The sequence below is a fragment of the Thermogemmatispora onikobensis genome (assembly GCF_001748285.1).
GTDB lineage: Bacteria > Chloroflexota > Ktedonobacteria > Ktedonobacterales > Ktedonobacteraceae > Thermogemmatispora > Thermogemmatispora onikobensis.
In genome coordinates this window covers 44,480-65,127 of sequence record NZ_BDGT01000017.1, presented here as the reverse complement: position 1 = coordinate 65,127, position 20,648 = coordinate 44,480, and the positions used below count along the sequence as shown (strand labels likewise).

The 20,648-nt window shown below is 60.0% G+C and carries 18 protein-coding genes; 7 read left to right on the top strand and 11 right to left on the bottom strand.

What is annotated here, in order from left to right:
• Positions 1–155 precede the first annotated feature (155 nt).
• The 3 genes from BGC09_RS09655 to extP form a co-directional block, all read right to left on the bottom strand.
• Positions 156–860 carry a QcrA and Rieske domain-containing protein gene (locus BGC09_RS09655; RefSeq protein ID WP_069803721.1) on the bottom strand — a complete coding sequence of 235 codons (705 nt, stop codon included), beginning with the start codon at positions 858–860 and terminating at the stop codon, positions 156–158.
• Positions 861–899: 39 nt separating this feature from the next.
• Positions 900–1,439: a cytochrome b family protein gene (locus BGC09_RS09650; protein WP_052888330.1), complete on the bottom strand. Its 540-nt coding sequence runs from the start codon at positions 1,437–1,439 to the stop codon at positions 900–902.
• A 324-nt stretch (positions 1,440–1,763) separates the two neighbouring features.
• Positions 1,764–2,585, bottom strand: a complete 822-nt coding sequence (gene extP / locus BGC09_RS09645) for a selenite/tellurite reduction operon b-type cytochrome ExtP (protein ID WP_052888329.1) — start codon at positions 2,583–2,585, stop codon at positions 1,764–1,766.
• Positions 2,586–3,513: 928 nt separating this feature from the next.
• Here extP and BGC09_RS09640 point away from each other — a divergent pair.
• Positions 3,514–4,650: a HAMP domain-containing sensor histidine kinase gene (locus BGC09_RS09640; RefSeq protein ID WP_069803719.1), complete on the top strand. Its 1,137-nt coding sequence runs from the start codon at positions 3,514–3,516 to the stop codon at positions 4,648–4,650.
• Entirely contained in the window at positions 4,647–5,339 is a 693-nt protein-coding gene (locus tag BGC09_RS09635; protein WP_052888327.1) for a response regulator, read from the top strand. Before BGC09_RS09640 ends, BGC09_RS09635 begins: the two co-directional genes overlap by 4 nt.
• A gap of 157 nt (positions 5,340–5,496) precedes the next feature.
• Here BGC09_RS09635 and BGC09_RS09630 read toward each other — a convergent pair whose 3' ends face one another.
• The 3 genes from BGC09_RS09630 to BGC09_RS09620 all read right to left on the bottom strand — a co-directional run bounded on the left by BGC09_RS09630 (position 5,497) and on the right by BGC09_RS09620 (position 9,506).
• A complete protein-coding gene (locus tag BGC09_RS09630; RefSeq protein ID WP_141727711.1) occupies positions 5,497–5,844 on the bottom strand; it encodes a hypothetical protein in 348 nt (115 codons plus the stop codon).
• Between the two features lie 270 nt (positions 5,845–6,114).
• Complete coding sequence (locus BGC09_RS09625) at positions 6,115–7,647, bottom strand: hypothetical protein (RefSeq protein ID WP_069803715.1); 1,533 nt, start codon at positions 7,645–7,647, stop codon at positions 6,115–6,117.
• A 623-nt stretch (positions 7,648–8,270) separates the two neighbouring features.
• Complete coding sequence (locus tag BGC09_RS09620) at positions 8,271–9,506, bottom strand: NAD(P)/FAD-dependent oxidoreductase (RefSeq protein ID WP_084658301.1); 1,236 nt, start codon at positions 9,504–9,506, stop codon at positions 8,271–8,273.
• Between the two features lie 182 nt (positions 9,507–9,688).
• Between BGC09_RS09620 and BGC09_RS09615 the strand changes: the two genes are divergently transcribed.
• The 5 genes from BGC09_RS09615 to BGC09_RS09595 all read left to right on the top strand — a co-directional run bounded on the left by BGC09_RS09615 (position 9,689) and on the right by BGC09_RS09595 (position 14,347).
• Positions 9,689–10,168 carry a MarR family winged helix-turn-helix transcriptional regulator gene (locus BGC09_RS09615; protein ID WP_069803713.1) on the top strand — a complete coding sequence of 160 codons (480 nt, stop codon included), beginning with the start codon at positions 9,689–9,691 and terminating at the stop codon, positions 10,166–10,168.
• A gap of 140 nt (positions 10,169–10,308) precedes the next feature.
• A complete protein-coding gene (locus BGC09_RS09610; RefSeq protein WP_084658299.1) occupies positions 10,309–11,826 on the top strand; it encodes an MFS transporter in 1,518 nt (505 codons plus the stop codon).
• Between the two features lie 327 nt (positions 11,827–12,153).
• Positions 12,154–12,567, top strand: coding sequence for a Fur family transcriptional regulator (locus tag BGC09_RS09605; RefSeq protein ID WP_069803711.1), 414 nt, complete (start codon positions 12,154–12,156; stop codon positions 12,565–12,567).
• Positions 12,568–12,631: 64 nt separating this feature from the next.
• Positions 12,632–13,270 (top strand): VIT1/CCC1 transporter family protein, encoded by a 639-nt coding sequence (locus BGC09_RS09600; RefSeq protein ID WP_218104007.1) that lies wholly within the window; start codon positions 12,632–12,634, stop codon positions 13,268–13,270.
• A gap of 405 nt (positions 13,271–13,675) precedes the next feature.
• The gene (locus tag BGC09_RS09595; protein ID WP_069803709.1) at positions 13,676–14,347 is read left to right on the top strand and encodes a phosphoribosylanthranilate isomerase; all 672 of its coding nucleotides are present in this window, start codon (positions 13,676–13,678) and stop codon (positions 14,345–14,347) included.
• 89 nt (positions 14,348–14,436) lie between these two features.
• On the opposite strand, the gene BGC09_RS09590 is transcribed toward BGC09_RS09595, so the two are convergent.
• From BGC09_RS09590 to BGC09_RS09570, 5 genes are all read right to left on the bottom strand, one after another.
• The gene (locus BGC09_RS09590) at positions 14,437–14,865 is read right to left on the bottom strand and encodes a M67 family metallopeptidase (protein ID WP_069803707.1); all 429 of its coding nucleotides are present in this window, start codon (positions 14,863–14,865) and stop codon (positions 14,437–14,439) included.
• A complete protein-coding gene (locus BGC09_RS09585; protein WP_069803705.1) occupies positions 14,859–15,794 on the bottom strand; it encodes a PLP-dependent cysteine synthase family protein in 936 nt (311 codons plus the stop codon). The genes BGC09_RS09590 and BGC09_RS09585 overlap by 7 nt, the downstream gene beginning before the upstream one ends.
• A gap of 15 nt (positions 15,795–15,809) precedes the next feature.
• Entirely contained in the window at positions 15,810–16,088 is a 279-nt protein-coding gene (locus BGC09_RS09580; protein WP_069803703.1) for a MoaD/ThiS family protein, read from the bottom strand.
• 243 nt (positions 16,089–16,331) lie between these two features.
• A complete protein-coding gene (gene moeB / locus BGC09_RS09575) occupies positions 16,332–17,510 on the bottom strand; it encodes a molybdopterin-synthase adenylyltransferase MoeB (protein WP_069803701.1) in 1,179 nt (392 codons plus the stop codon).
• A 372-nt stretch (positions 17,511–17,882) separates the two neighbouring features.
• The gene (locus BGC09_RS09570; protein WP_069803699.1) at positions 17,883–20,228 is read right to left on the bottom strand and encodes a xanthine dehydrogenase family protein molybdopterin-binding subunit; all 2,346 of its coding nucleotides are present in this window, start codon (positions 20,226–20,228) and stop codon (positions 17,883–17,885) included.
• Between the last annotated feature and the right edge of the window lie 420 nt (positions 20,229–20,648).

The window sequence follows — 20,648 nt, the reverse complement described above, 5'->3', positions numbered from 1 at the left end:
GGAGAGCCAGGTCAGACAGAGACCGTACTGGCGGGAAGAGCCAGCCGGGTCGGGTCGAAGCTACCGCCACTGCCTCTCTAGGGGCCTGGTCCTCTCGGGCACTTCCTGGCCAGCCCACCCTACCCGTCCAGGGGGCGGAGAAGAGAAAGCGACCATCAGGCGCAGGCAATCGTCGGCTCGGGGATCAGGCGGGTGGACGCATCGGGGTGCTGAACCTTATTGTTCAACTGAGACGTGTCCACGATCACGCTCTCACCCTGGAAGAGAATGCGGAAGCGATCCAGGCTGCGGGGCGCCGGGCCATCGAGGAACTCGCCATCGACATTATAATGCGAGCCGTGGCACGGGCACTTAAAGCTCACACAGTCATCGCGGAATGGCACCGTGCAGCCCAGATGGACGCAACGCTGATAGAGCGCCACCCAGTACGAGCCATCGCTATCCTTGACAATCCACTCTGAATCCAGCTGATCGCTCAGAGACTGGCCGGAGAGCAATAAAGGCGTATCCTTGGCAAGATGGACCACATAGGTCTTGGCCTCCTGGCGATAAAAGACCCCAGACTGATCCAGCTTGGCCTCAGATGGCTTGGCAGCAGGGAAATCGCTCTTATTGCCCACATTGAGGGCCGAGCCGAACTGACCAGCCAGATTCGGATAGAGCATATTCAACGCCCCGGCCACCGCAGTCGTCGCCGAGAGGCCCCAGACAGCCAGCGTGGCACGGCGCAGAAAGCGCCGGCGCGAAAGGCGTTGCCGGGCAAGCTCGGCAGCCTCTGCGCCGCCGCCGTGGAGCACCTCGTACTGCTGCGGTGTCAAGGGTGGCCTATCTACATCCCGCGGCGGGAAATCCATACTCATAGAGAACAGATCCTTTCCTTCCGTTTTCCCAGAGTTCCCTTACAGGTCGAAGAAAAGACCCTGCCAGGGCCAGTACCACACCCAGCCGGGGCCACGGAAGAAACTCCCGGCCAGGGTCACGCAGGCCCAGAAGACCACAAACATTGTGAAGGTCACAATGGCGATCTTACGGTCTGCGTAGGCACGGCTGGGATTGCGATCCACGTAGGGCAGGCAGGCCAGGCCGACCAGCACCAGCCCCGGAATGAGCACACCGGCAGTCGTTGGTGGGAAGTAGTGCAGCAGCTCCTGCAAGCCCAGGAAGTACCAGGGAGCCTTGGCCGGGTTCGGCGTGACGTTGGGGTTCGCCGGCTCCCGCAGCGGCGCGTCGATTGCCACCGAGAGCAGGGTCAGCATGACCATCACGATGGTGGAGGCAAAGAACTCTCGCACCAGCAGATGAGGCCAGACAAAAACCGAGTCCTCCAGCGGTTTCTCAACGCGCGTGATGGCCTCCTGCCTCACTACCGCCAGCGTGCGATAGCGTCGCTGGGTTGCCGCTGCTTGCGTCTGTACCTTTGGCTCCTGTTCGATTGCCATTGGCCTATCCTCTCATCTTCGTTCTAATCCCTGAGCCAGCTTTTCTTGACAGGCCAGGCCAGACTGGCTGGCCTGGTGAGCAGCCAGAGACAGCAACGGCTTCTCTTTCTTAGTCCCGCTTTTAATCCTTGAGCGAGCGGGGCAGGCCTTACCCATCCTGGAAGGAAGGAAGAGCCGCGCCGGCGAAGGAGAGCCTCCTCAAGGCTTCATAGCTACTTTCCTCAGCCAGGGGCCTCCCGCTCAGATCAGAGTACCTCTCGCCTCGCCTGCTGAACAGTAAGCAAGGAAGCAGGCAGGCAAGCAATAGCTAGCCTAGCGCTAGGGCTAGCGCGCAGCCGTTGGCGCCAGCCCCTGCTCAGCTTCTGCCAGACGGGCTTCCAGCTCGCGCCGCGACGGCGGCGGTGGCCCAGCCGCTCCTCCATCCTTACGGATGCGCCAGAAGTGCACAGCCAGCAGAATAGCCGTGGCCAGCGGCAGCAAGATCACGTGTCCTACATAGAAGCGAATCAGGGTCGCCTGACCAACCGCAGGACCACCCACCAGCACCTGGTAGACCGGCTGACCGAGAATCGGAGTGTACGGGGCCAGGTTGGTTCCCACCGTAATCGCCCACAGAGCAATCTGGTCCCACGGAAGCAAATAGCCTGTAAAGCTCAGGAAGAGAGTACAGAAGAAGAGGCCCACACCCACAACCCAGTTGAACTCGCGCGGCGGCTTGTAAGCCCCATGATAGAAGACGCGGATCATATGCAGGGTCACGGAGACGACCATCAGGTGGGCCGCCCAGCGGTGCATGTTGCGCACCAGATGGCCAAAGGAGACCGCGCTGCTGAGCTGGTTGATGTTCTGATAGGCCGTGTGGGTCTCAGGAACATAATAAAACATGAGAAAAACCCCGGTCAGGGTCAGCACCAGGAAGAGGAAGAAGGAGATCCCCCCCATACACCAGGTATAGGTGATCTTCATCGCCTGGCGGCTCACCTTCACCGGGTGCAGATGCAGGAAGACGTTCCCCATCATCACCAGCGACTGGTTGAGTGGGGTGTCCGGATAGCCGTGGCGGAATATCGATCGCCAGAGCTGGCTCGTCACTATCTTCTGCGTGATGATGTCGAGCAAGCTCTTCTTTTCAGGTAGTGAACTCACACACAGTTCCTCCTGTTGTCATCCCTCAGCGAGCGTGACGACCATCTGAGCTGCCGCTCATAGGTTCGTTCCTTGCCTGCTTTTGTCCAGCAATTCCTGCTTGGGGCTGGTTAGCAGCAACGAGATGGGAGATGGGCGCTCAGCTGCGTGGCAGATTATACCACACCGGCTCTCTCCCTGAGTACCCCTTCCCAACAGGGTCCTGCTTCGCTCGGCTCTCCCCCCTTCTCTCTGCCCCTTATCCTCTAGGAAAGAGGCCCCTTCTGCGCCAGATGGGTAAGGCCGAACGGATGGGCGGGGCAGCTCCTCCTCTTCTTCCTCCGCTCTCGGCACGCCCCGAGAAGCGGCCCGCTCTTTCTCTGCCCCTCATTGTTAGATTACAGAGTTCTCCCGAGGAGAGCATCAGGTGTTTACCTGATTTTGTCTGCCGGCACCTCGCTCATGTCCCCTGCGCTCTCACCCAGAAGGCCACTCTGTTCTCCAGGGAAGGCCATGCCCGTTTTAGCTTGTAGTACACCTCTTTTGAGGAGAAAGGCCAGCGTGGAGGTTCTCAGCCGCCCGGAAGATTATAGCATGGGAACCGGAGGAGAACATCAGGTAAATACCTGATTCTGTCTTCCTCCTCGCGCTTTGCCAGGCCTCTCTCAGGATTGCTCCCTTCCCCCAGCGTTGACGGACCTCCCAGGTCTGTCAACGCCGAGAAATAGGAGAGAAGACCTTTCAATCATTTTTACTCTCTCTCCACTGATGTACCACTAGTATTATACTGAACGTATCAGCTTATAATTGCTAATAGTATAGCTAGCACAGGCAACCGGGGATGGCAGGTGCGGTTTTGTGTGCGCTCGTTTGACAGGCAAGCCCCCCAACGCTACAATTAAAGGAGAGGGAGGCTCCTCCTTGCCAAGTGTAGAGAGGTGCAAGAGCTATGGAGCGCAAGACTATCCTGGCCGGGTCCGGGGTGCAGAGCTGGCCAAGTTTGCTCAGGCCCCTGCTCAGCCTGCCTATCTTCTATAAAGTTCTGATCGCCAATAGCGTCATTATCTTTGTTGGTGCCACCGGCGGTACCTGGCTGGCCTCCCATTTGAACGATAGCCGGCAGGGACTGGCAACGCCTACCTCGCTGATCATTTTTATTACGGTGGGTTGGCTGGTGAGTGTGGCCCTGAATTTCTTACTGCTGCAGATCGCTTTCCGGCCATTGATGGATCTGGGCAAGGTCATGAGCCGCGTCCAGAAGGGCGAGCGCTCGCTGCGCGCCCCGCTGACCGGGCTTGATCCTCAAGCCGATCAGCTCGCTGCTACCTTCAATGTGATGCTGGAGGCCATTGACGAGGCTTCGCGACTGCGTTCAACTCAGATCATCAATGCGCAGGAGCAGGAGCGCAAACGGATCGCCCGCGAGCTGCATGACGAAACCAGCCAGATGCTCACTTCGCTGCTGATTAGCCTGGCCATCCTGGAGAAGTCGGTGACCAGCCCCGAGGCCCGCGAGCGTATCGCCGACACACGCAATCTGGCCCATCAAACGCTGCGGGCCATTCGTAACTTGAGCATCGATCTGCGCCCTAGCGCTCTGGACGACCTCGGTCTCTTGCCGGCGTTGCGCTGGTATATTAAAGAGTATCAACAGAAGTGCTCTATCGAGGTAGAGTTTTCGGCCACAGGCTTCAAGGGGCGGCTGCCCGCCGAGATGGAGACCGTGCTCTATCGCATCGTGCAGGAGGCCCTGACCAACACTGCTCGTCACGCCAATGCGACCAGGGTCTCTATTGTGCTGCGGGAGGAGGAAGGTGCCGTTCACGCCACGATCAGCGATAATGGTTGCGGCTTCGATGTCGAGGCCTTGATGAAGACGCCAGGCCAGGAGCGCGGTCTGGGCCTGGCCGGAATGCAGGAACGCGCCGTTCTTCTCGATGGCTCTCTGGACATTAAGTCACGTCCCGGTGCAGGTACCACTATCGAGGTACGCTTGCCCCTACGCCAGAGTAATAGCGAGTCCGTCCCCTATGCTGAGCTGACACCTTCGGAGCAGCAACCGCGCGGAGGTCCGGTAAAGGTATGACGACAACGACGAGTACAGCGGAGACGACGAAAGCCGTGCAGAAGATTCGTATTCTCCTGGCCGATGACCATACCATCCTGCGCGCTGGCTTGAAGATGATGCTCAATGCTCAGCCCGATATGGAGGTGGTCGGCGAAGCACAGGATGGCCGCCAGGCTCTCCAAGAAGCGCTTCGCCTCCAGCCCGATATCGTGCTCATGGATATCACCATGCCCGACATGAGCGGGATTGAGGCCACACGGCAGATTAAGAAGCAGGTTCCCGAGACCAAGGTCCTCATTCTGACGATGCACGAGAACGATGAATATATCTTTCAGGCGCTGCGGGCGGGCGCCTCCGGCTATATGCTCAAGGAGGCCGCCGACACCGATCTGATCTCAGCCCTGCACGTCATCCAGAATGGCCAGGTCTACCTGTCGCCAGTGGCTCAGTCGGTCATGGTGGGCGACTATCTGCAGCGTGTGCGCGCCGGTGAGGAGAAGGATAGCTACGAGAGCCTCACTGAGCGAGAGCGGGAGATTCTGAAGCTGGTGGCTGAGGGGTATACCAATACGAAGATCGCCGAACGCCTGGTTATCAGCCCCAAGACGGTGGACACGCACCGCACTCATATTATGGATAAGCTCAATCTCCATAGCCGCGCCGAGCTGGTCAAGTACGCGATGCGGCGCGGCCTGCTGGAAGATTAGCTGAGCGGCCTGTCCCCCCCCGCCCGCCAGTGAGACTCGTCGGCCTGGCGCCGAGTCAGCCTTCCTTGGGGAACAGCGGCAAGGACAAGAGAGGGGATAACCACCAATCCTTGCCCGGCGTCGAGGCCCCCCGGCTTTAGCCGTGGGGTGGTTGACATCACACCTCATCCTCATCGCTGAGGTCAGCTCCGCGCTCGCCCTCTCCGGCAAAATACTCGTCGCTGTAGAAGCCGACATCTCTGCCAACGTAGACGCTCACCAGAAAGTCGTCGCGTGGCATATCTGCTGAAAGGACCAGGTCTTCGTCGATCTGCTCGATCAGTTTGGTCAGCTCAGCCTCCTCCAGCTCGCGCTCCAGGATCAAGGTACCGTGCACCGCCGTTGTGGTGAAATGAATGTCAATGGTACCAAGCCGCGTGCTATTCTGCAGGCTACTACCCTGCATGATGTAATAGCCTTCTGAGTAGGGTGTGCGGAAGTGTCGTTCGAAGCGAATGTCTTCCATAAGCCTGCCAGGTCTGCGCGGCAGCTGGGCTTGACCGCCGCGCCCTCCTTTCTGATCACCAGATCTACGCCACACTGTCCGTCGATCGTGAAGCATGGGAAGCGAGGCTATCCCACTTTCCGGTGTTTCTCATGCCTATTCCCAGGGGAATAGGTCTGCACCGGATATCGCGCACATTATAACATAGTTCCGTCGCGATAGGGGATAGATAGATCACTTCTTCCACGCACTGCCAGCCTTCCCAGTTTCGCCGGTCGCGTTAATCTGCGCTTAGCTGAGAAAGCGGAAGGAGGCTCGCGCAGGGGCAAAGACCTGCTTCTCCTCATCTGTATAGATCTTTTGATACGCCAGCTGCATAAAGGTGTAGAGATGACCCGCGTGGCTTGTGACCAGCAGGGACTCGGTGTAGCTGGCACCCGCGATGACAACTGTCCCCCGCAGCTGCTGCCAGCTCACGCCGCCAAAAACCAGCGGGTCTGCCGATTTGGCACCAGTCAGACCTATCTGGCTTGCTTCTTTCTGGAGAGAGTGGGCCAGGTCTTGATCGCCAGCAGGAGCGACCAGGATGATCATCTGTCCAGTGTGTGTGCTATCGCTAAAAGTGACCTTGCCCTGCTGGTAATCCAGGCGATAGCTCCACCCTTGCGGGTAGGAGAGCGCTACGCCGAGACGCTGATCGCTAAATGCCTGCAGAGGCTGAGTAATGAGCGGGACACTGAACGGCTGATAAACAACCACCCAGGCAGTCAAACCGCCGCTGATGAGGAGCAAAGCCAGAATCAACGCGACAACGGCCAGCGGTCGTTTACGCCGTCGTGGAGCTTCGCTTTGGGCAGCAGCTGAGCGCGCTGCCGGCGACGGGCTGGGCTTTTCGACCTCGACCTGGGGCAGAGCCGCCGTTTCTTCAGCTTCCCATTGGCGGAGCGAGGCATGCGGACGCGAGGGATGAGCCACGTGTGGGGCCTGTTCGCCCTGGCTGGCCCCCCAGCTGGCGATTTCTGCCGGTCTGGAGGGAGCCCCGCCTGCTCCAGTCCCTATCGCCGGAGCAGGAAAGAGGGAGGCTTCTCCACTCCCGGGTAAGGAGGGAGACAACCCACCAGAGGAGGGGAGCGGGGACGCAGGCAGCGGCGTGATAGGTTGAGAGCGCCACGGGGCTGGAGCCACTCCAGGCCCGGCAGGAGGCTGCGCTGCCAGGCGCATGGTATCCAGCTCCTCAATGTCTCCCGAGAGGGCGGGAGAACTGACCGGCCCGGCAACGGGCATATCCCGCTCCCCGCTCAGCGCGTGCTCCTGCCAACGGCTGGGACGCGGCGTCGAGGCGCGTTCAATAACCAACCCTGGCCCGGGACTAGCCTTGAGCGGCATCGTTGGGAGATCATCGACAGCCTCTTGACGCTGAGCACGCTGCCCACCGGAGTGCGCACGTTCCGAGCGCGGTACCTCTATTCCTAAGAGATGCCCCTGCGTGGGCATGTCCTCATAGGAGAGAGAAGGCGAAGCGCTCTCAGCCTGAGTCAGAGACCACCCCTCCTCGGTCGGTATCTGCCTCGGAACTGGGAGCTGCTGAACCTCAGCTGCGCCGGCTTCCGCCGGCTGAGGCATAATCAGGGTCTCATTCTCCTCCCAGACACGTACATGCAACTCGCGTGGGGAGGGCAAGCGAGCTGAGCGCGGCCCCTCTGCTGGAGCAGAAGGTGGGGGCGACTGATCAGCCTCTTCTGCCGGAGTCGCTTCCGAGCGAGTGGCAGGCACCGCCGATGTTGGCGCATCAGCCAACCAGGCCCGGCGCCAGGCCTCTGCCACCGCCGCAGTCTCCGACTGGTCCCCTGTCTCCTCCGCAGCAGCCGATTCCTGATCGCTGGAAGGAGAGCTAGAGTGAGGCACAGCGGGCCGGGTTGACCACGAAGGCGCAGACTCCCGATCTGGCGACGCGGAGGCAGCCAGATCAGATGAGTCACCCGCAGAAGAAGGCGCCTGAAAAGAACTCTCTGTTTGCCCAGGCAGGTCGGGAAAGCGTTCAAGCGAGTCACGGCGCGGCGTCCGCCAGCGGCGGCTGGCCACCTCCCGATCTAACTGATCGAGCCAGGGAGGAGGCACATGCACGCTGCCAGAGGTAGGCGCCTTCCCAGCTGGCCCCTGGCTCTCCGGCGACCCTGAAGAGGATGGTTCCTCGCTGGCGGCAGTGGAAGGAGGAACCTGCTTTGTCGCAGGAAGAAATCTGCCACAGTTATTGCAGAAGCGTGCATTCTCTCTAAGCAAGGCTTTGCCACAATGCGGACAGAAAACAGCCACAAACTCCCTCCTGCATATGCTCGCTCCGGCGCATCATCACGACCTGCCTGAGTTGGCGAGCCTGACGATCCTTGATGGTAGCTACGGTATCTTACCAGCCCGGTTTCGTCAAGCGCGATAGCCCAAAAGGAGTGCTATTTCAGGGTCAAAACGGCCTCTCGCTCGGAGGGACTGGCCAGCACCTGCTGGTTCTTGATCAGCTCGACAAGCTTTTTGCGTCCTTTGGGGCTGCCGATCATGAGCGCGCCAACCAGCTTGTTTTCACGCAGGAATAGTTTGCGGTAGTTCTCATGGCCCTTTTCACCAGGCTCGCGCAGAGAGACGCTTTCCAGCTCTGGATTGTTGGACTCGGCAGTGCCAATGACGGCGATGTTAACATCAAAGAGCGGACTTGTGTAAGTGGGCACATCGACGTATGGCTCACGACCTCCAGCCATGTTGATCGCAGCAATGCGCCCATGCGCCAAAGCATTATCCCAGGTCCCCATCGTATGGTGACGGCCAATCGTCGGATCATAAAACTCGGCAACGTCGCCGGCAGCATAAACATGCGGCACATTCGTCTCAAGATATTCGTTCACTACTACGCCAGAGCGGACCTCAACGGGCGTGCCTTTAAGGAAAGCAGTGTTGAGCGTAATCCCAAGCCCTACGCCGATAATGTCCGCCTGGATCTCACGCCCCTGTCTGGTCTTGACGTAAGCCGGTACACCGTCGCGCGCAACAACCTCGCTAATTTCGTCGCCGTGGATGACAGTGACCCCAAAACGCCCGGCAATGGCGTCGACGATCTCGCCCCCCTCGGGATCAAGGCAGCTGCGCAGCCAGTATGGACCACGCATAAGCCAGGTGGTCTCTAGCTTGCGCATGGCAAAGCCATCGCACAGCTCATAGGAGATGAAGCTGCCCCCGTAGGCCAGGGCCGTGCGCGATTCGAGGATGCGCGCTATAATAGTCTTCGTGTCATCCAGGGTGACAAAGTTGTAGATGTGCTTCGTGCCGGCTGCCCCCGGCACCTGCAGCGGCTTGGCCCAGCCCCCACTGGCAATCAGAAGCGCATCATAGGGGAAATGTTGCCCGCGCTCGGTGACAACAACGCGCTCGTCCGTGTTGACCTCAGTTACGAGCGTCTCGGTCAGCAGAGAGATTCGGCGCTGCTCATGCCAGGCAAAGTCACGAATCATTACCTTTTGCTCGGGCAGCACCCCTTGCAGGAAACGCGGCAATGAAACACGGTTATAGAGAGGGTAAGGCTCGTTCGTAATCAGTTGGATGCTGCAGTTTGGATCAAGCTTGCGTAAGGTATCGGCGGCGGTAGTGCCGGCGATCCCGTTCCCAATGATAACGTACCGTTTGTCGTGCGTTGCCAAATGCCGTTCTCCTTGCCTGCGATGGTTTTCCTGGTCTCTTATCATGGGCGATTCTAGCATAGTTCAGGCGAAATTGCTACTGACTCTTCCATAAGACCGGCAAGAACGGCCTGCTTCCCTTTACTTGCCTCGCTAGTTTGCCTATCATATAATTAGATTGTCAAAGTGAGTAAGGAGCGACCATGCGACCAGATTCGCAGGATGATAGCGCAGCGCTGGCAATGGAGCTGCTGGATATTGTCCCCAAGGTGCTGCGCCAGATGCACACCGACGCGCTCAATTCCGAGGTCCTGGCTGAGCCTGACCGCGAGGACCTTTCCGAGATCCGTACCACCAGCGGCCAGCTGAGCCTGCTGCGCATTTTGATTGAGCGCAAGTGCTGTATGATGCAGGAGCTGGCTCGTCAGCTCGGGGTGACGCCTTCAACGGTGACGGCTATGGTGAAACGTTTGCAGGCTCAGGGCTATCTGGAACGGAGTCGCGATGAGGCCGACTGGCGTACGGTCTGGGTGAAGCCAACAGCGCGCGCCCAACGCCTGGTCCAACTCTATGACCGTGGCCGCCTGGCCTCGCTGGAGCGCCGTCTGGTACGCTTGAGCGAGACTGAGCGCGAGCATCTTGTCGCTGCGCTTCCCGCCCTGCGTCGCCTCATCGAAGATTGATGAGCGAGCGAGCCGCTGAAGGCGCCTATTCGCTCCGCTCTGCTCTACTTCGTTTCCAACGCTTTTGCTCTCTACACTCTGTTTCCCCTCTTCTTATCGTCCACACCTGTCACTGAAAAGGAGAGTAGAAAGGTTTTATTATGCAGACTTCATCGGAGTCTTCTTCGACGCCATTGACAGAAGCGCCTTATGCCTCCGAGCAGGCCGGTGCTGCCGGCGAGAGCCAGCTAGCAGGGCGAGACGATGGCTATCGTTGGACGGCTCTCTCGGTGACCACAGTGGGGGCGCTGCTGGCCTCTATTCAAGGCTCGGCCCTGCTGATCGCCCTGCCAGCGATCCTGGTGGAGCTACAGGCCTCCTTCTTCACGATTATGTGGACGTTGATGGGGTACTTGCTGGTGCTGACTGTCTTGACGCCCATCGTTGGCCGCCTGGCCGATATTTGGGGACGCAAGCGCCTCTATAACAGTGGTTTCCTGCTCTTCGCTTTGGGCTCGCTGGTCGCTGGCCTGGCTCAGCCCGCTTTCCACGGCGTCGATCTGGTGGCTGGGCGCTTGATTCAGGGCCTCGGGGCCGCCTTGCTGATGACTAACAGTACAGCCATTGTGACCGATGCTTTTCGGAAGGGCGAGGTCGGCCTGGGCCTGGGAATTAATCAGATCGCCGGAGCTGCCGGCTTCTTGATCGGACCAATTATCGGTGGTCTGCTTACTGAGTGGTCCTGGCGTTGGGTGTTCCTTTTTAATGTGCCTCTGGCAGCCTTCGGTACGCTCTGGGGAATCTGGCGCTTGCGCGAGCCGGTGCGCCCGGCTCGTCAGACTCCCATCGATTGGGTCGGGGGCCTGACTCTGGCTCTGGGTCTCTCCGGTACCTTGCTGGCCCTGACGATGGTGGCTTTCCCGTTGCTGGGGGAGTCGGTGACTGTGGCTATCCTGGTGGTGGGCCTAGTCAGCCTGCTCCTGTTCGCCGCGATTGAGCCGCGCGTTAAGGCCCCTATCGTCCAACTGCACCTTTTCCGTGAGCGCCTCTTTGCAATGGCCAGCTTGAGCGGCTTGCTGAACGGGATCGCACGCGGCGCGGTGCTCTTCTTGTTGATCTTCTTTCTTCAGGGACCCTACGGGAAAGATCCACTGACTGCCGGGCTGATGCTTGCTCCCTTCGGGGCAGCCTTCATGATCATCGGTCCGCTGAGTGGCCGCCTCTCGGACCACATTGGGTCGCGTATTCTGACCCCCATCGGTCTGGCCGTCTCAGCCTTGGGCCTGCTGGGCTTGACGACTATTACGCCTACGACACCGTTCTGGCTGCTTTCGCTCTATATGGCTATGATGGGCGGTGGCTCCGGCTTCTTTGTCTCGCCCAATACGAACGCGATTATGAGCTCGGTGCCACCTCATCAGCGCGGGGCCGCCTCGGGACTGCTGGGCATGCTTAATAATACTGGCCAGATGCTCAGTATTGCTATTGTCTTTCCGCTGGCGCTGAAGGGGGTCCCAATGGGAGCGGTGATGCAGGTCTTCATCTACGGCGGCGGTATGGGCCAGTTCCCTTCAGCTCTGGCCACCTTTATGCACGGCTTGCACTCAGCATTCCTGGTGTCGTTCGTTCTGAGCCTGGTGGCGATGCTGGTGGCCGCTTTGCGCCCTTCACATCGCTAAAGAGGCATCTTTTGATTGAGAGTCGCGGCGGGCGAGTCGGAGGTGCCCGCTTGCAACGCTCTCTCCCGGCGCGCCTCGCTCTCCGAGCGGGGCGCTGCCTCCTGGAGATGACTGAGCTGCTAGCAGGCCCCCCTCCCATCACTCGATCATCCTTCTCCCGCCCATGCTTGTGCTCCCCCACAGCCCCCTCCCTCTGCTGCCTGCTCTTGCCTCCCTCTTGACAAGGTCCCTAGGCCGGGCATATAATCCTGATAGGGAAATTGATAATGATTATCATTATTAGGTGACCCTAATATCTGGGTCCAAGAGAAGGATCAGCGGGCAGCTATGAAAGAGACCCTGAACGCCAACGCCCAGGCAGTTCTGGAGGTCGTACGCAGCAGCCACAACCACCCGACAGCCCTGGAGGTGTACGAGGCTGTGCGCAAAGTGCGCCCCCGCATTGGGGTGGCGAGTGTGTACCGTATCCTGCACAGCCTGGCGCAGCAAGGGCTGATTCGCGAGTTGGGGCGCAGTGATGAGGCCTGTCGATACGACGGGCACATCGAGCGCCACGATCACGCGATCTGCACGGCTTGCGGCGCTCTTCTCGATCTGCCTGTCGAGGTGCGCCTCTCGGAGGAGGCGCTTCGCCTGGCAGCGCTGGCCGCGGGTATAGAGCTGCACTCACATGAGGTACGGCTCTATGGCCTGTGCACCGCCTGCCGTCAGCGCGCGCAGGCAGAATCAACGGAGGATTGAGCCGATTGCCCACGAGCTGAGCAATCGGCAACCAGATTACCGGTATGGTAGGGGGAGTCTTTTTATGCCACACAACCCGGAGACCGAGACACGACGAGCAGGCGCGGTGACAGCCGCGCAGGAAGATCTGTCAGCCGAGATGAATGAGGTCTTACAGCACCGGCCTTCATCAGAGCTGGAGCGGGTGAAGATCGAGCTGGCCGAGATTCTGCGCGGGATCGCCTCTAACAATACGGATTCCCGCCACTTCTTGCTGCGCGTGGTCCAGCCTGGCCTGGCCGGGCTGATGGATGGGTCAGTTTCTACGTTGGCCCCCATCTTCGCTACAGCTTTCGCTACCCACCGTCCTTTCACGGCCTTCCTGGTCGGTCTGGCTGCAGCTACCGGTGCCGGAATCAGTATGGCCTTCTCGGAGGCGCTCTCGGACGACGGCGTCTTGACTGGGCGCGGTAGTCCCATCATCCGCGGCGCTATCACGGGGTTGATGACCTTTGTGGGCGGCTCTCTCCATACGCTGCCTTTCTTGATCACCCACCTGCAGCTTGCTCTGGCGACTGCCTATCTGGTGGTCGCTGCGGAACTGCTCGCCATTGCCGCTATCCGCCACCGCTACTTTGGAACGAAATGGCTGGTCTCTATTGTACAGGTTATCGGTAGTGGTATACTCGTCTTTCTAGCAGCTCTTTTCTTCGGCAATGCTTGACTCGACCCGCTCCCAAACAAGATAGGCGATAGGCTGGGCCAGGGCGCTATGCTCTGTCTTCTCTGAGAGAAAGCAGAGCAGCGGGAGAAAGGAACGCGCTCATAACGATCAACGACCCCTGGCTCAAGCCAGGGGCTTGTCCGCAGCCTCTTCGGCTCAGGCTTCGAGGCCACGTCGACAGCAGTCCACTGCTCCGCAGGACAGAAGAGCACCGTGGCCGGGTTGGCCCGCTCCCACCCTGTTGCACGGTGAGACGAAGCCGTTGCTGACCTTCTGGTCAGCGCCTTTGGCCTCGGGAGGGGGAGATCACAGGAGGGCTGAAGGGGTCAATCCTATAGCGAGAGAAAGGAGGAAGCCGCCTTTTTCCCCTGGATTCCTCCAGGAGTCCCCGGCGGCACGTTTTCTATGGAAGCTGTCTCAAGGCCACGTGTGAAGATCTGTTGTATTGGCAGCAAGGAGGAGGCGCAGCTGGCGATCAGCTACGGCGCCGATGCTCTGGGACTGGTTTCGCACATGCCCAGCGGACCAGGGGTCATCGCGGAGGAGTTGATCACCGAGATCGCTGAGAGCATTCCGCCGCCGATCGCTTCCTTTCTGTTGACCAGCCTGCAGGATGCCGAAGCGATCATCGAGCAGCAGCGCCGTTGTCGTACCAATACGCTGCAGCTTGTCGATCGCTTACCACCGGGTAGCCATCAGCGCCTGCGCGCGGCACTGCCTGGCATTAGGCTGGTGCAGGTGATTCATGTACGCGGCCCGGAGGCCCTGGAGGAAGTCCTGGAGGTCGCTCCCTTTGTCCATGCGCTGCTGCTCGATTCAGGTCAGCCCAATCTACCGGTCAAGATCTTGGGGGGTACTGGCCAGGTGCACGATTGGAAAATTAGTCGGCGCATTCGCGAGGCCGTTCCTATTCCGGTTTTTCTGGCGGGCGGCCTCAGCGCCGAGAACGTCCGTGCTGCGATTGAGGAGGTTGCCCCCTTTGGTATCGATCTCTGCAGCTCAGTACGCACCGAAGGCCGCCTTGATCCTCACAAGCTAGAGCGCTTCTTTGCTCAGCTAGAGCGTTCCTCGTTTTAGCATTGGGCTGCGAGCGGGTCCTGCTGGGGAAGAAGAGGGGGAGGCGGGGAAACTGGAAGCCAGCAGCCAGGCCTCTCCGCTCGCCAGCCTCAATCGATCAGCTCCAGTTTGCCCTCGCTGACACTCCCATCCGCTTTAATGGAGAAGACGCGCGCATCGGGTGGCTCAGGATGGTATTGCAACGAGAAGATGATGTAGTAAACGCCATTGCGCCTAGCCCACTCGATATCGCGAGCCGATGGATAGGCCTCGCTGCGTGGGTGCGAATGGTAGTAGGCGAACACATTGCCATCGTAGGTTTCGATGTCTTTATCAATGCGCAGCAGGTCCTGCGAAGAAATCTCGGAGAAATCATCAGGATGCTCGGCAGCATTGGGGGTCGGGTAGTTTTTCACCACCCGACCATCCTTGCTCGCCAGTAAGCCACAGGCTTCGTTGGGATAGCCGGCGGTGACGTGAGCCACCATCTCCGTGTAGATTGTACGAGGGATACGCACAACAAAGACTTCTGCTACCATAAGAGTTTACTCTCCAGATCATCCTCCAACGCGCTCAGATCGCGCGTCCACAGATCTTCGCTGAGATATTTCCAGCCGCCATCTGCGAGGATGACGACGATCTTCCCCCGCTCCATGCTGGAAGCGACGCGCAGGGCCGCGTGCAGAGCGGCGCCACAGGAAGGGCCAGCGAAGATGCCTTCCTGGTCCTTGAGCTGGCGCGTCCGGCGGATGGCGTCAATCCCCGAGACCAGAATGCGCGCGTCGAGGAGGGACAGGTCTAGCACAGGCGGAACAAAACCGTCTTCGAGACTGCGCAAGCCCTGCACGCTGTCGCCTTGCATTGGCTCAGCAGCGATGACGCGGATCGCCGGGTTGTACTCCTTCAGGCGACGTGCGTTCCCGGTGAGGGTCCCTCCAGTGCCCAGGCCGGCCACGAAGACATCGAGGTCGGGGAGATCATTGATGATCTCAACAGCTGTGCCGTAGTAGTGGGCGTCAGGGTTGGCTGAGTTGCCGTACTGATAGAGCATAACGTAGCGCTCATCTTTGCGTGCTAGCTCCTGCGCCAGGCGCACGGCGCCATTGCTTCCCTGAGCTCCATCCGAGAAGATGATGTCCGCGCCATAGAGTTCCAGCAACTGGCGACGCTCGCGCGTTACATTATCGGGCATTACCGCGACAAACTTGTATCCCTTGACTCGCGCAATCATCGCCAGCGCAATGCCAGTGTTGCCGCTCGTCGGCTCCAGCAGAATCGAGCCGGGCGCTAGCTTGCCGCTGGCCTCTGCCTCCTCGATCATGCGCCTGGCGATGCGGTCCTTAATGCTGCCAGAGGGATTGACTCCTTCCAGCTTGGCGAAGATCTGCACTCCTGGCCGTGGACTGAGGCTTTTCAGCTCGACCAGTGGCGTATTGCCTATGGTCTCCAGTATGCTGCTATAGCGCATGATGGCATTCCCTACTTACTCCTGGCCTCCGCCAGCCATTGCGGGCAGCAGGATCACGGTATCGTTGGGACCTACTGCTGTCTGCAGGCCCTGGAGGTAGCGCACGTCTTGATCGTTGACATAGACGTTGATAAAGCGGCTCAGCTCCTCTTCAGGCTGAATCTGCTCTTTGAGAGAAGGATACTGCCGATAGAGGTCCGCCAGCACTTCCGCCAGTGTGTTGCCTTGGGCGCTGACTTGCTTGGCACCCCCAGCCGCTGCGCGCAACACGGGGGCAAGACGCACTGTCGCCATTGTTCTCTTCTACTCCTCTTTTTAAGATACTACTACTGCTGCTGCTACTACTACTGCTACTACTACCACTACACACCGCGAACTCGCTCCCTTGGAAGCCCGCCGAGCGAGCGCGTTTGCTCACCGGCGCTGGCGCGGGCGAGCAGGTCAGCCTTGCAACGCGCTCACCTGCGCCAGCACAGGCCCATTCCTGTCACGACAGGGTTGATCGATTGCCAGATAACCGCCGTGGCGCCAGCTTCTTCAGGCCGAGATGGCGCAGACATCGGCGTAGGTTGGCAAGTTCTCAGGATGGGCATTCTCGCCGCAGGCCGGGCATTGCGGATCACGATAGAGCTTCAGCTCGTTGAACTCGCCGGTGAGGGCATCGTAGGTTAGCAGCCGTCCGACCAACGGCTCTCCAATCCCCAACAGGAGCTTGATGGTCTCGACAGCCTGCAGCAGGCCAATCACGCCGGGCAGGACGCCAAGCACTCCCGCCTCAGCGCAGCTGGGAGCCAGCGCTGCCGGAGGCGGCTCTGGATAGAGGCAGCGATAGCACGGCCCTTCGTGCGGCTTGAAGACCGTGACCTGACCTTCAAAGCGGAAGACACTTCCGTGCACCACCGGCTTGTTGGCGATGATCGAGGCATCGTTGAGCAGGTAGCGCGTCGGGAAGTTGTCGGTGCCATCGATGATGACATCGTAGTCGGCAATGATACGCGCCACGTTGGTCTCATCGAGGCGATCAACGTAGGTGATGACCTTGACATCAGGGTTGAGAGCCTCAATGGTCTCGCGCGCCGACTCAGCCTTGTACTTGCCAATGCGGCTGACGTTATGCAGGATCTGACGCTGGAGGTTGCTCTCATCGACGACATCGGAGTCGATGACTCCAATGGTGCCAACCCCCGCCGCCGCCAGATAATAGGCCGCCGGCGAGCCAAGACCACCCGCACCTAGCAAGAGGACGCGCGAGTCGAGGAGCTTTAACTGCCCCGCCTCACCAACCTCGGGAATGAGCAGGTGACGACTGTAGCGCTTGCGCTGCGCCTCCCCTAGTGTGCGCGGCTGCACCACCTCATAGCCACGGGCGCGCCATTGACCAAAACCGCCCGCCATCGAGATGACGTTTTGGTAGCCCATCTGCTTGAGAGTGGCCCCTGCCATGAGCGAGCGCACACCACCAGCGCAGTAGAGCACCACCGGCTTCGTCTTATCAGGTACCGCCTCTTCAATCTGCAGCTCTAGATAGCCACGCGGCACGTGCAGCGCACCGGGAATGTAGCCCTCGTTCCACTCGTGCTTCTCACGCACGTCAACCAGGACCAGATCCTGCGCTCCCTCCTTCTGGCCTTTGAGAGCCTGCTGGACCTGGTCGGGCGTCCATTCGGGGACTAGCTCGCGCGCGCGCCGCATGATTTCTCTGGACGCTTCGCCCATCGCTCTACACCTTTCGATTGTTGACTATGTTCATCGAGTTTGTCGCGTCGTGCTAAAGACAGACTATCACGCGCTCTTTTGATCTGTCAAGGAAGAGCTAATCAGTGAGGAGGGGTCAGCCTTTTCACGACATTCTTATTGTTAAGAACAGCCAGAGCTGGGCCTTTTATTCCTCTTCTCGTCGGTTAGCACCGCCCTGGCCCTCCCCGACAGGTTGAGCAGGCCGAGGCAGACTTGCCCAACCTGTCTTGGGTCCGGGTGTCGCTCTCTTCTCCCTTTGCTCAGGAAAGGAAGAAGGGTCAGGCGCTGGCCCTGGAGGGAGGGGAAAGAGTCCTTTGCCCACGAGCAGCGGCGAGCTGGAGCCCCACTCTCTCAGCGCGTCTGACTCCGCTGCTGGAACGTCCCCAGGACACGCTCGGGTGTCATGGGCAACTGAGTCAGACGCACCCCGAGGGCCGCCTTGAGGGCGTTGGCGATGGCTGCGGCGACGGGCACCACTGGCGGCTCGCCTACTCCTTTGGCTCCGAAAGGTCCCTGCTCCGATGGGACCTCGACAAGCAGCGGGGTGATGGTCGGGACATCGGTGCTGTGAGGCAGGGCATAATCCATGAGCGTGGCGGTGAGCAGCTGCCCATGCTCGTCATAGACAAAGCCTTCGAAAAGGGCCCAGCCGATGCCCTGGGTGACCCCACCATGAATCTGCCCTTCGATCTCGGCAGGGTTAATGGCGAAACCAACATCTTGGGCCGCCAGATAGTCGAGGACACGCACCTCACCCGTTTCGGGATCAACGGCAACACGCGCGACATGGGCTGCATACATGGGCGAGGAGCTGAGAGCCGAGCGCCCGCGCCCATAGATCGGCTGATAGCGGCTGCCGAATGCCGTGGTGACACGCCCGATCTTCTGGAGAGACACGGAGCGATCGGGCACGCCTCGCACTACGACGCGGTCTCGCTCAATCTCCAGATCTTCAACAGCGGCTTCCAGCAGCTCGGCAGCTACCTCCAGAATCTGCTGCCGGGCGTCACGCACAGCGGCCAGTACAGCTGGCCCCATTGTATAGGTGATCTTGCTACCGCCGGTACTGCCGCTGTGAGGCACGCTGTCGGAGCTGCCATGCTCGATTTGTACCAGCTCGGGAGAGACGCCCAGCCCTTCAGCGGCGATCAGGGTCAGCGCTGAGTCGGTGCCGGTTAGATCGACAGTGCCAACGATCACCGTGAGACGACCATCCCGGTCGAGCCGGCAGGCTGCCGCCGCCGGCTCAGTGCCGCCGGGCCAGCCACCGACTGCCAGGCCAATGCCAACCTTCCAGCCGTTCAGCTCGGGTGGCGGGGTTAACAGCTCCTGACGTCGCGCCCACAAAGGATGCTCACGCACCTTCTCCAGACAGTCTAGCAGCCCAATCCGCGGCCAGCGGGGACGCCGACGATCCAACGAGGGATCACCTTCACGCAGGCAGTTTTTGAGGCGAAACTCCAGGGGGTCTATAGCCAGCTCGCTGCACAGCTCATCGACGGTCGACTCCAGGGCAAAAGTCGCCTGGGGCGCCCCGGGCGCTCGATAGGCTCCGACTCCAACCTTGTTGGTCAGCACCTCATAGCAGCGGATATCGATGTTGGGACAGCGATAGGTGCTGGCAAGAATAAAGCCGGCCAGGCTGGCAGCAGCGCCGGCGTAGGCTCCGCTGTCGAAAACGACCTCCCCCTGGAGGGCGACAAGGGTGCCATCACGCCTGGCGCCGAGTTTGACGGTAATGATGGCCTGGGGCGCTGGATTGGCCGCTAAGAGGTCCTCGCTACGTGTGAGCACAAGACGCACCGGTCGCCGACTGGCGCGGGCCGCAGCGACTGCCAGGGGCTCTAGCAGGGTGAATTTGCCTCCGAAGGCCCCCCCGATCGGGACCGACTCAATATGAATCTGACGTTCGGCCAGATTCAGTGCCTCAGCAATTTCCGTACGTGTGGTGAAGAGACCCTGAGCGCTGGCCCAGACAGTGTACTGCCCTCCATCAGGAGAAGGCATGACCGTGATCGACTGCGGCTCCAGGTAAGATTGATGCACTACGCTGGTGCGATAACGCCGCTCAACAACTACGTCGGCCTCCCGCCAGCCTGCCTCAATATCGCCCTGCCGCAGGTGGCTCCTGTCGCAGACATTCTCAGAAAGAGGCTGGCTCTCTTGCTCTTCGCCCTCTTCTCCCCCGGAGACAGCGGCGTGGGCCTCCCCACCAGCAATTTCCCCCGTCCGCTTCTTCTCCAGGAGACGTGTCAGCGGGGCCCCTGGCTCCATCGCCGCCAGCGGATCAACGACTACCGGCAGTGATTCATAGTCAACTTCGATGGCGGCAGCTCCATCAGCGGCAGCAGCTTCGCTCTCGGCCAGGACCAGGGCTACCGGCTGACCAGCCCAAAGCACTTCCTGGCGCGCCAGGGGCGATTTGGTACGCTCGCCTGGATCATACCCCTCGAGCGGCAAAGTCTCGCCAGTATAGACGGCGCGCACTCCAGGCACCGCCAGCGCCTGGCTGATGTCGATCCTGGTAATGCGCGCGTGCGCATAGGGGCTGAGCACAGGCCGCGCAAAAAGGAGCTTGCCAGGAACTGGAATGTCACCAGCATAGCGCGCTTGCCCGGTGACTTTGGCGGGCGCGTCGGGGCGCTGATAGGGTTTGCCTATGGCTCTGTATTCAGCCGTATCAGCTGTCTGTGTCATCGGTCACTCACTCACTCACTCTACTCAGAGACAGGTTAAGGAAGGGAAAACCGCAGGGATTCGCTCCGGTCTCACCCTTCCTCCTGGATAAAAAGCGGCTCCTTACTAAAAGACAGTCCGCAGACAGTGTAGCACAAACTCTGCTTGCCTGTCATGAGAGCCGGAAGGAGGAAAGAGGCAAGCAAGAAAGCAGGTAGGCAGAGGACCAAGCGCCTTGCAAGGATCAAGATAGGAGAGGAGCAGGCGGCGCACTCGCCAGGCCGGATAGCACGAGGGAAGCAAGCTATTGGAAGGGAGTACGCCGCCTGTCACCGATGGAGGCAATGAGACGACAAGGCCACCAGAGAACCAGGAGGATCTTTTGAGAAGCGAGCGGGCCGCTGAGCTTGATGGGTCATATTTCTGCTCCTTTTTCGATTG

Coding starts and splice junctions, on each gene's coding strand:
- BGC09_RS09655 (WP_069803721.1), bottom strand. CDS start 860: ATGAGTATGGATTTCCCGCCGCGGGATGTAGATAGGCCACCCTTGACA.
- BGC09_RS09650 (WP_052888330.1), bottom strand. CDS start 1,439: ATGGCAATCGAACAGGAGCCAAAGGTACAGACGCAAGCAGCGGCAACC.
- BGC09_RS09640 (WP_069803719.1), top strand. CDS start 3,514: ATGGAGCGCAAGACTATCCTGGCCGGGTCCGGGGTGCAGAGCTGGCCA.
- BGC09_RS09635 (WP_052888327.1), top strand. CDS start 4,647: ATGACGACAACGACGAGTACAGCGGAGACGACGAAAGCCGTGCAGAAG.
- BGC09_RS09630 (WP_141727711.1), bottom strand. CDS start 5,844: ATGGAAGACATTCGCTTCGAACGACACTTCCGCACACCCTACTCAGAA.
- BGC09_RS09615 (WP_069803713.1), top strand. CDS start 9,689: ATGCGACCAGATTCGCAGGATGATAGCGCAGCGCTGGCAATGGAGCTG.
- BGC09_RS09610 (WP_084658299.1), top strand. CDS start 10,309: ATGCAGACTTCATCGGAGTCTTCTTCGACGCCATTGACAGAAGCGCCT.
- BGC09_RS09605 (WP_069803711.1), top strand. CDS start 12,154: ATGAAAGAGACCCTGAACGCCAACGCCCAGGCAGTTCTGGAGGTCGTA.
- BGC09_RS09600 (WP_218104007.1), top strand. CDS start 12,632: ATGCCACACAACCCGGAGACCGAGACACGACGAGCAGGCGCGGTGACA.
- BGC09_RS09595 (WP_069803709.1), top strand. CDS start 13,676: ATGGAAGCTGTCTCAAGGCCACGTGTGAAGATCTGTTGTATTGGCAGC.
- BGC09_RS09590 (WP_069803707.1), bottom strand. CDS start 14,865: ATGGTAGCAGAAGTCTTTGTTGTGCGTATCCCTCGTACAATCTACACG.
- BGC09_RS09585 (WP_069803705.1), bottom strand. CDS start 15,794: ATGCGCTATAGCAGCATACTGGAGACCATAGGCAATACGCCACTGGTC.
- BGC09_RS09580 (WP_069803703.1), bottom strand. CDS start 16,088: ATGGCGACAGTGCGTCTTGCCCCCGTGTTGCGCGCAGCGGCTGGGGGT.
- moeB (WP_069803701.1), bottom strand. CDS start 17,510: ATGGGCGAAGCGTCCAGAGAAATCATGCGGCGCGCGCGCGAGCTAGTC.
- BGC09_RS09570 (WP_069803699.1), bottom strand. CDS start 20,228: ATGACACAGACAGCTGATACGGCTGAATACAGAGCCATAGGCAAACCC.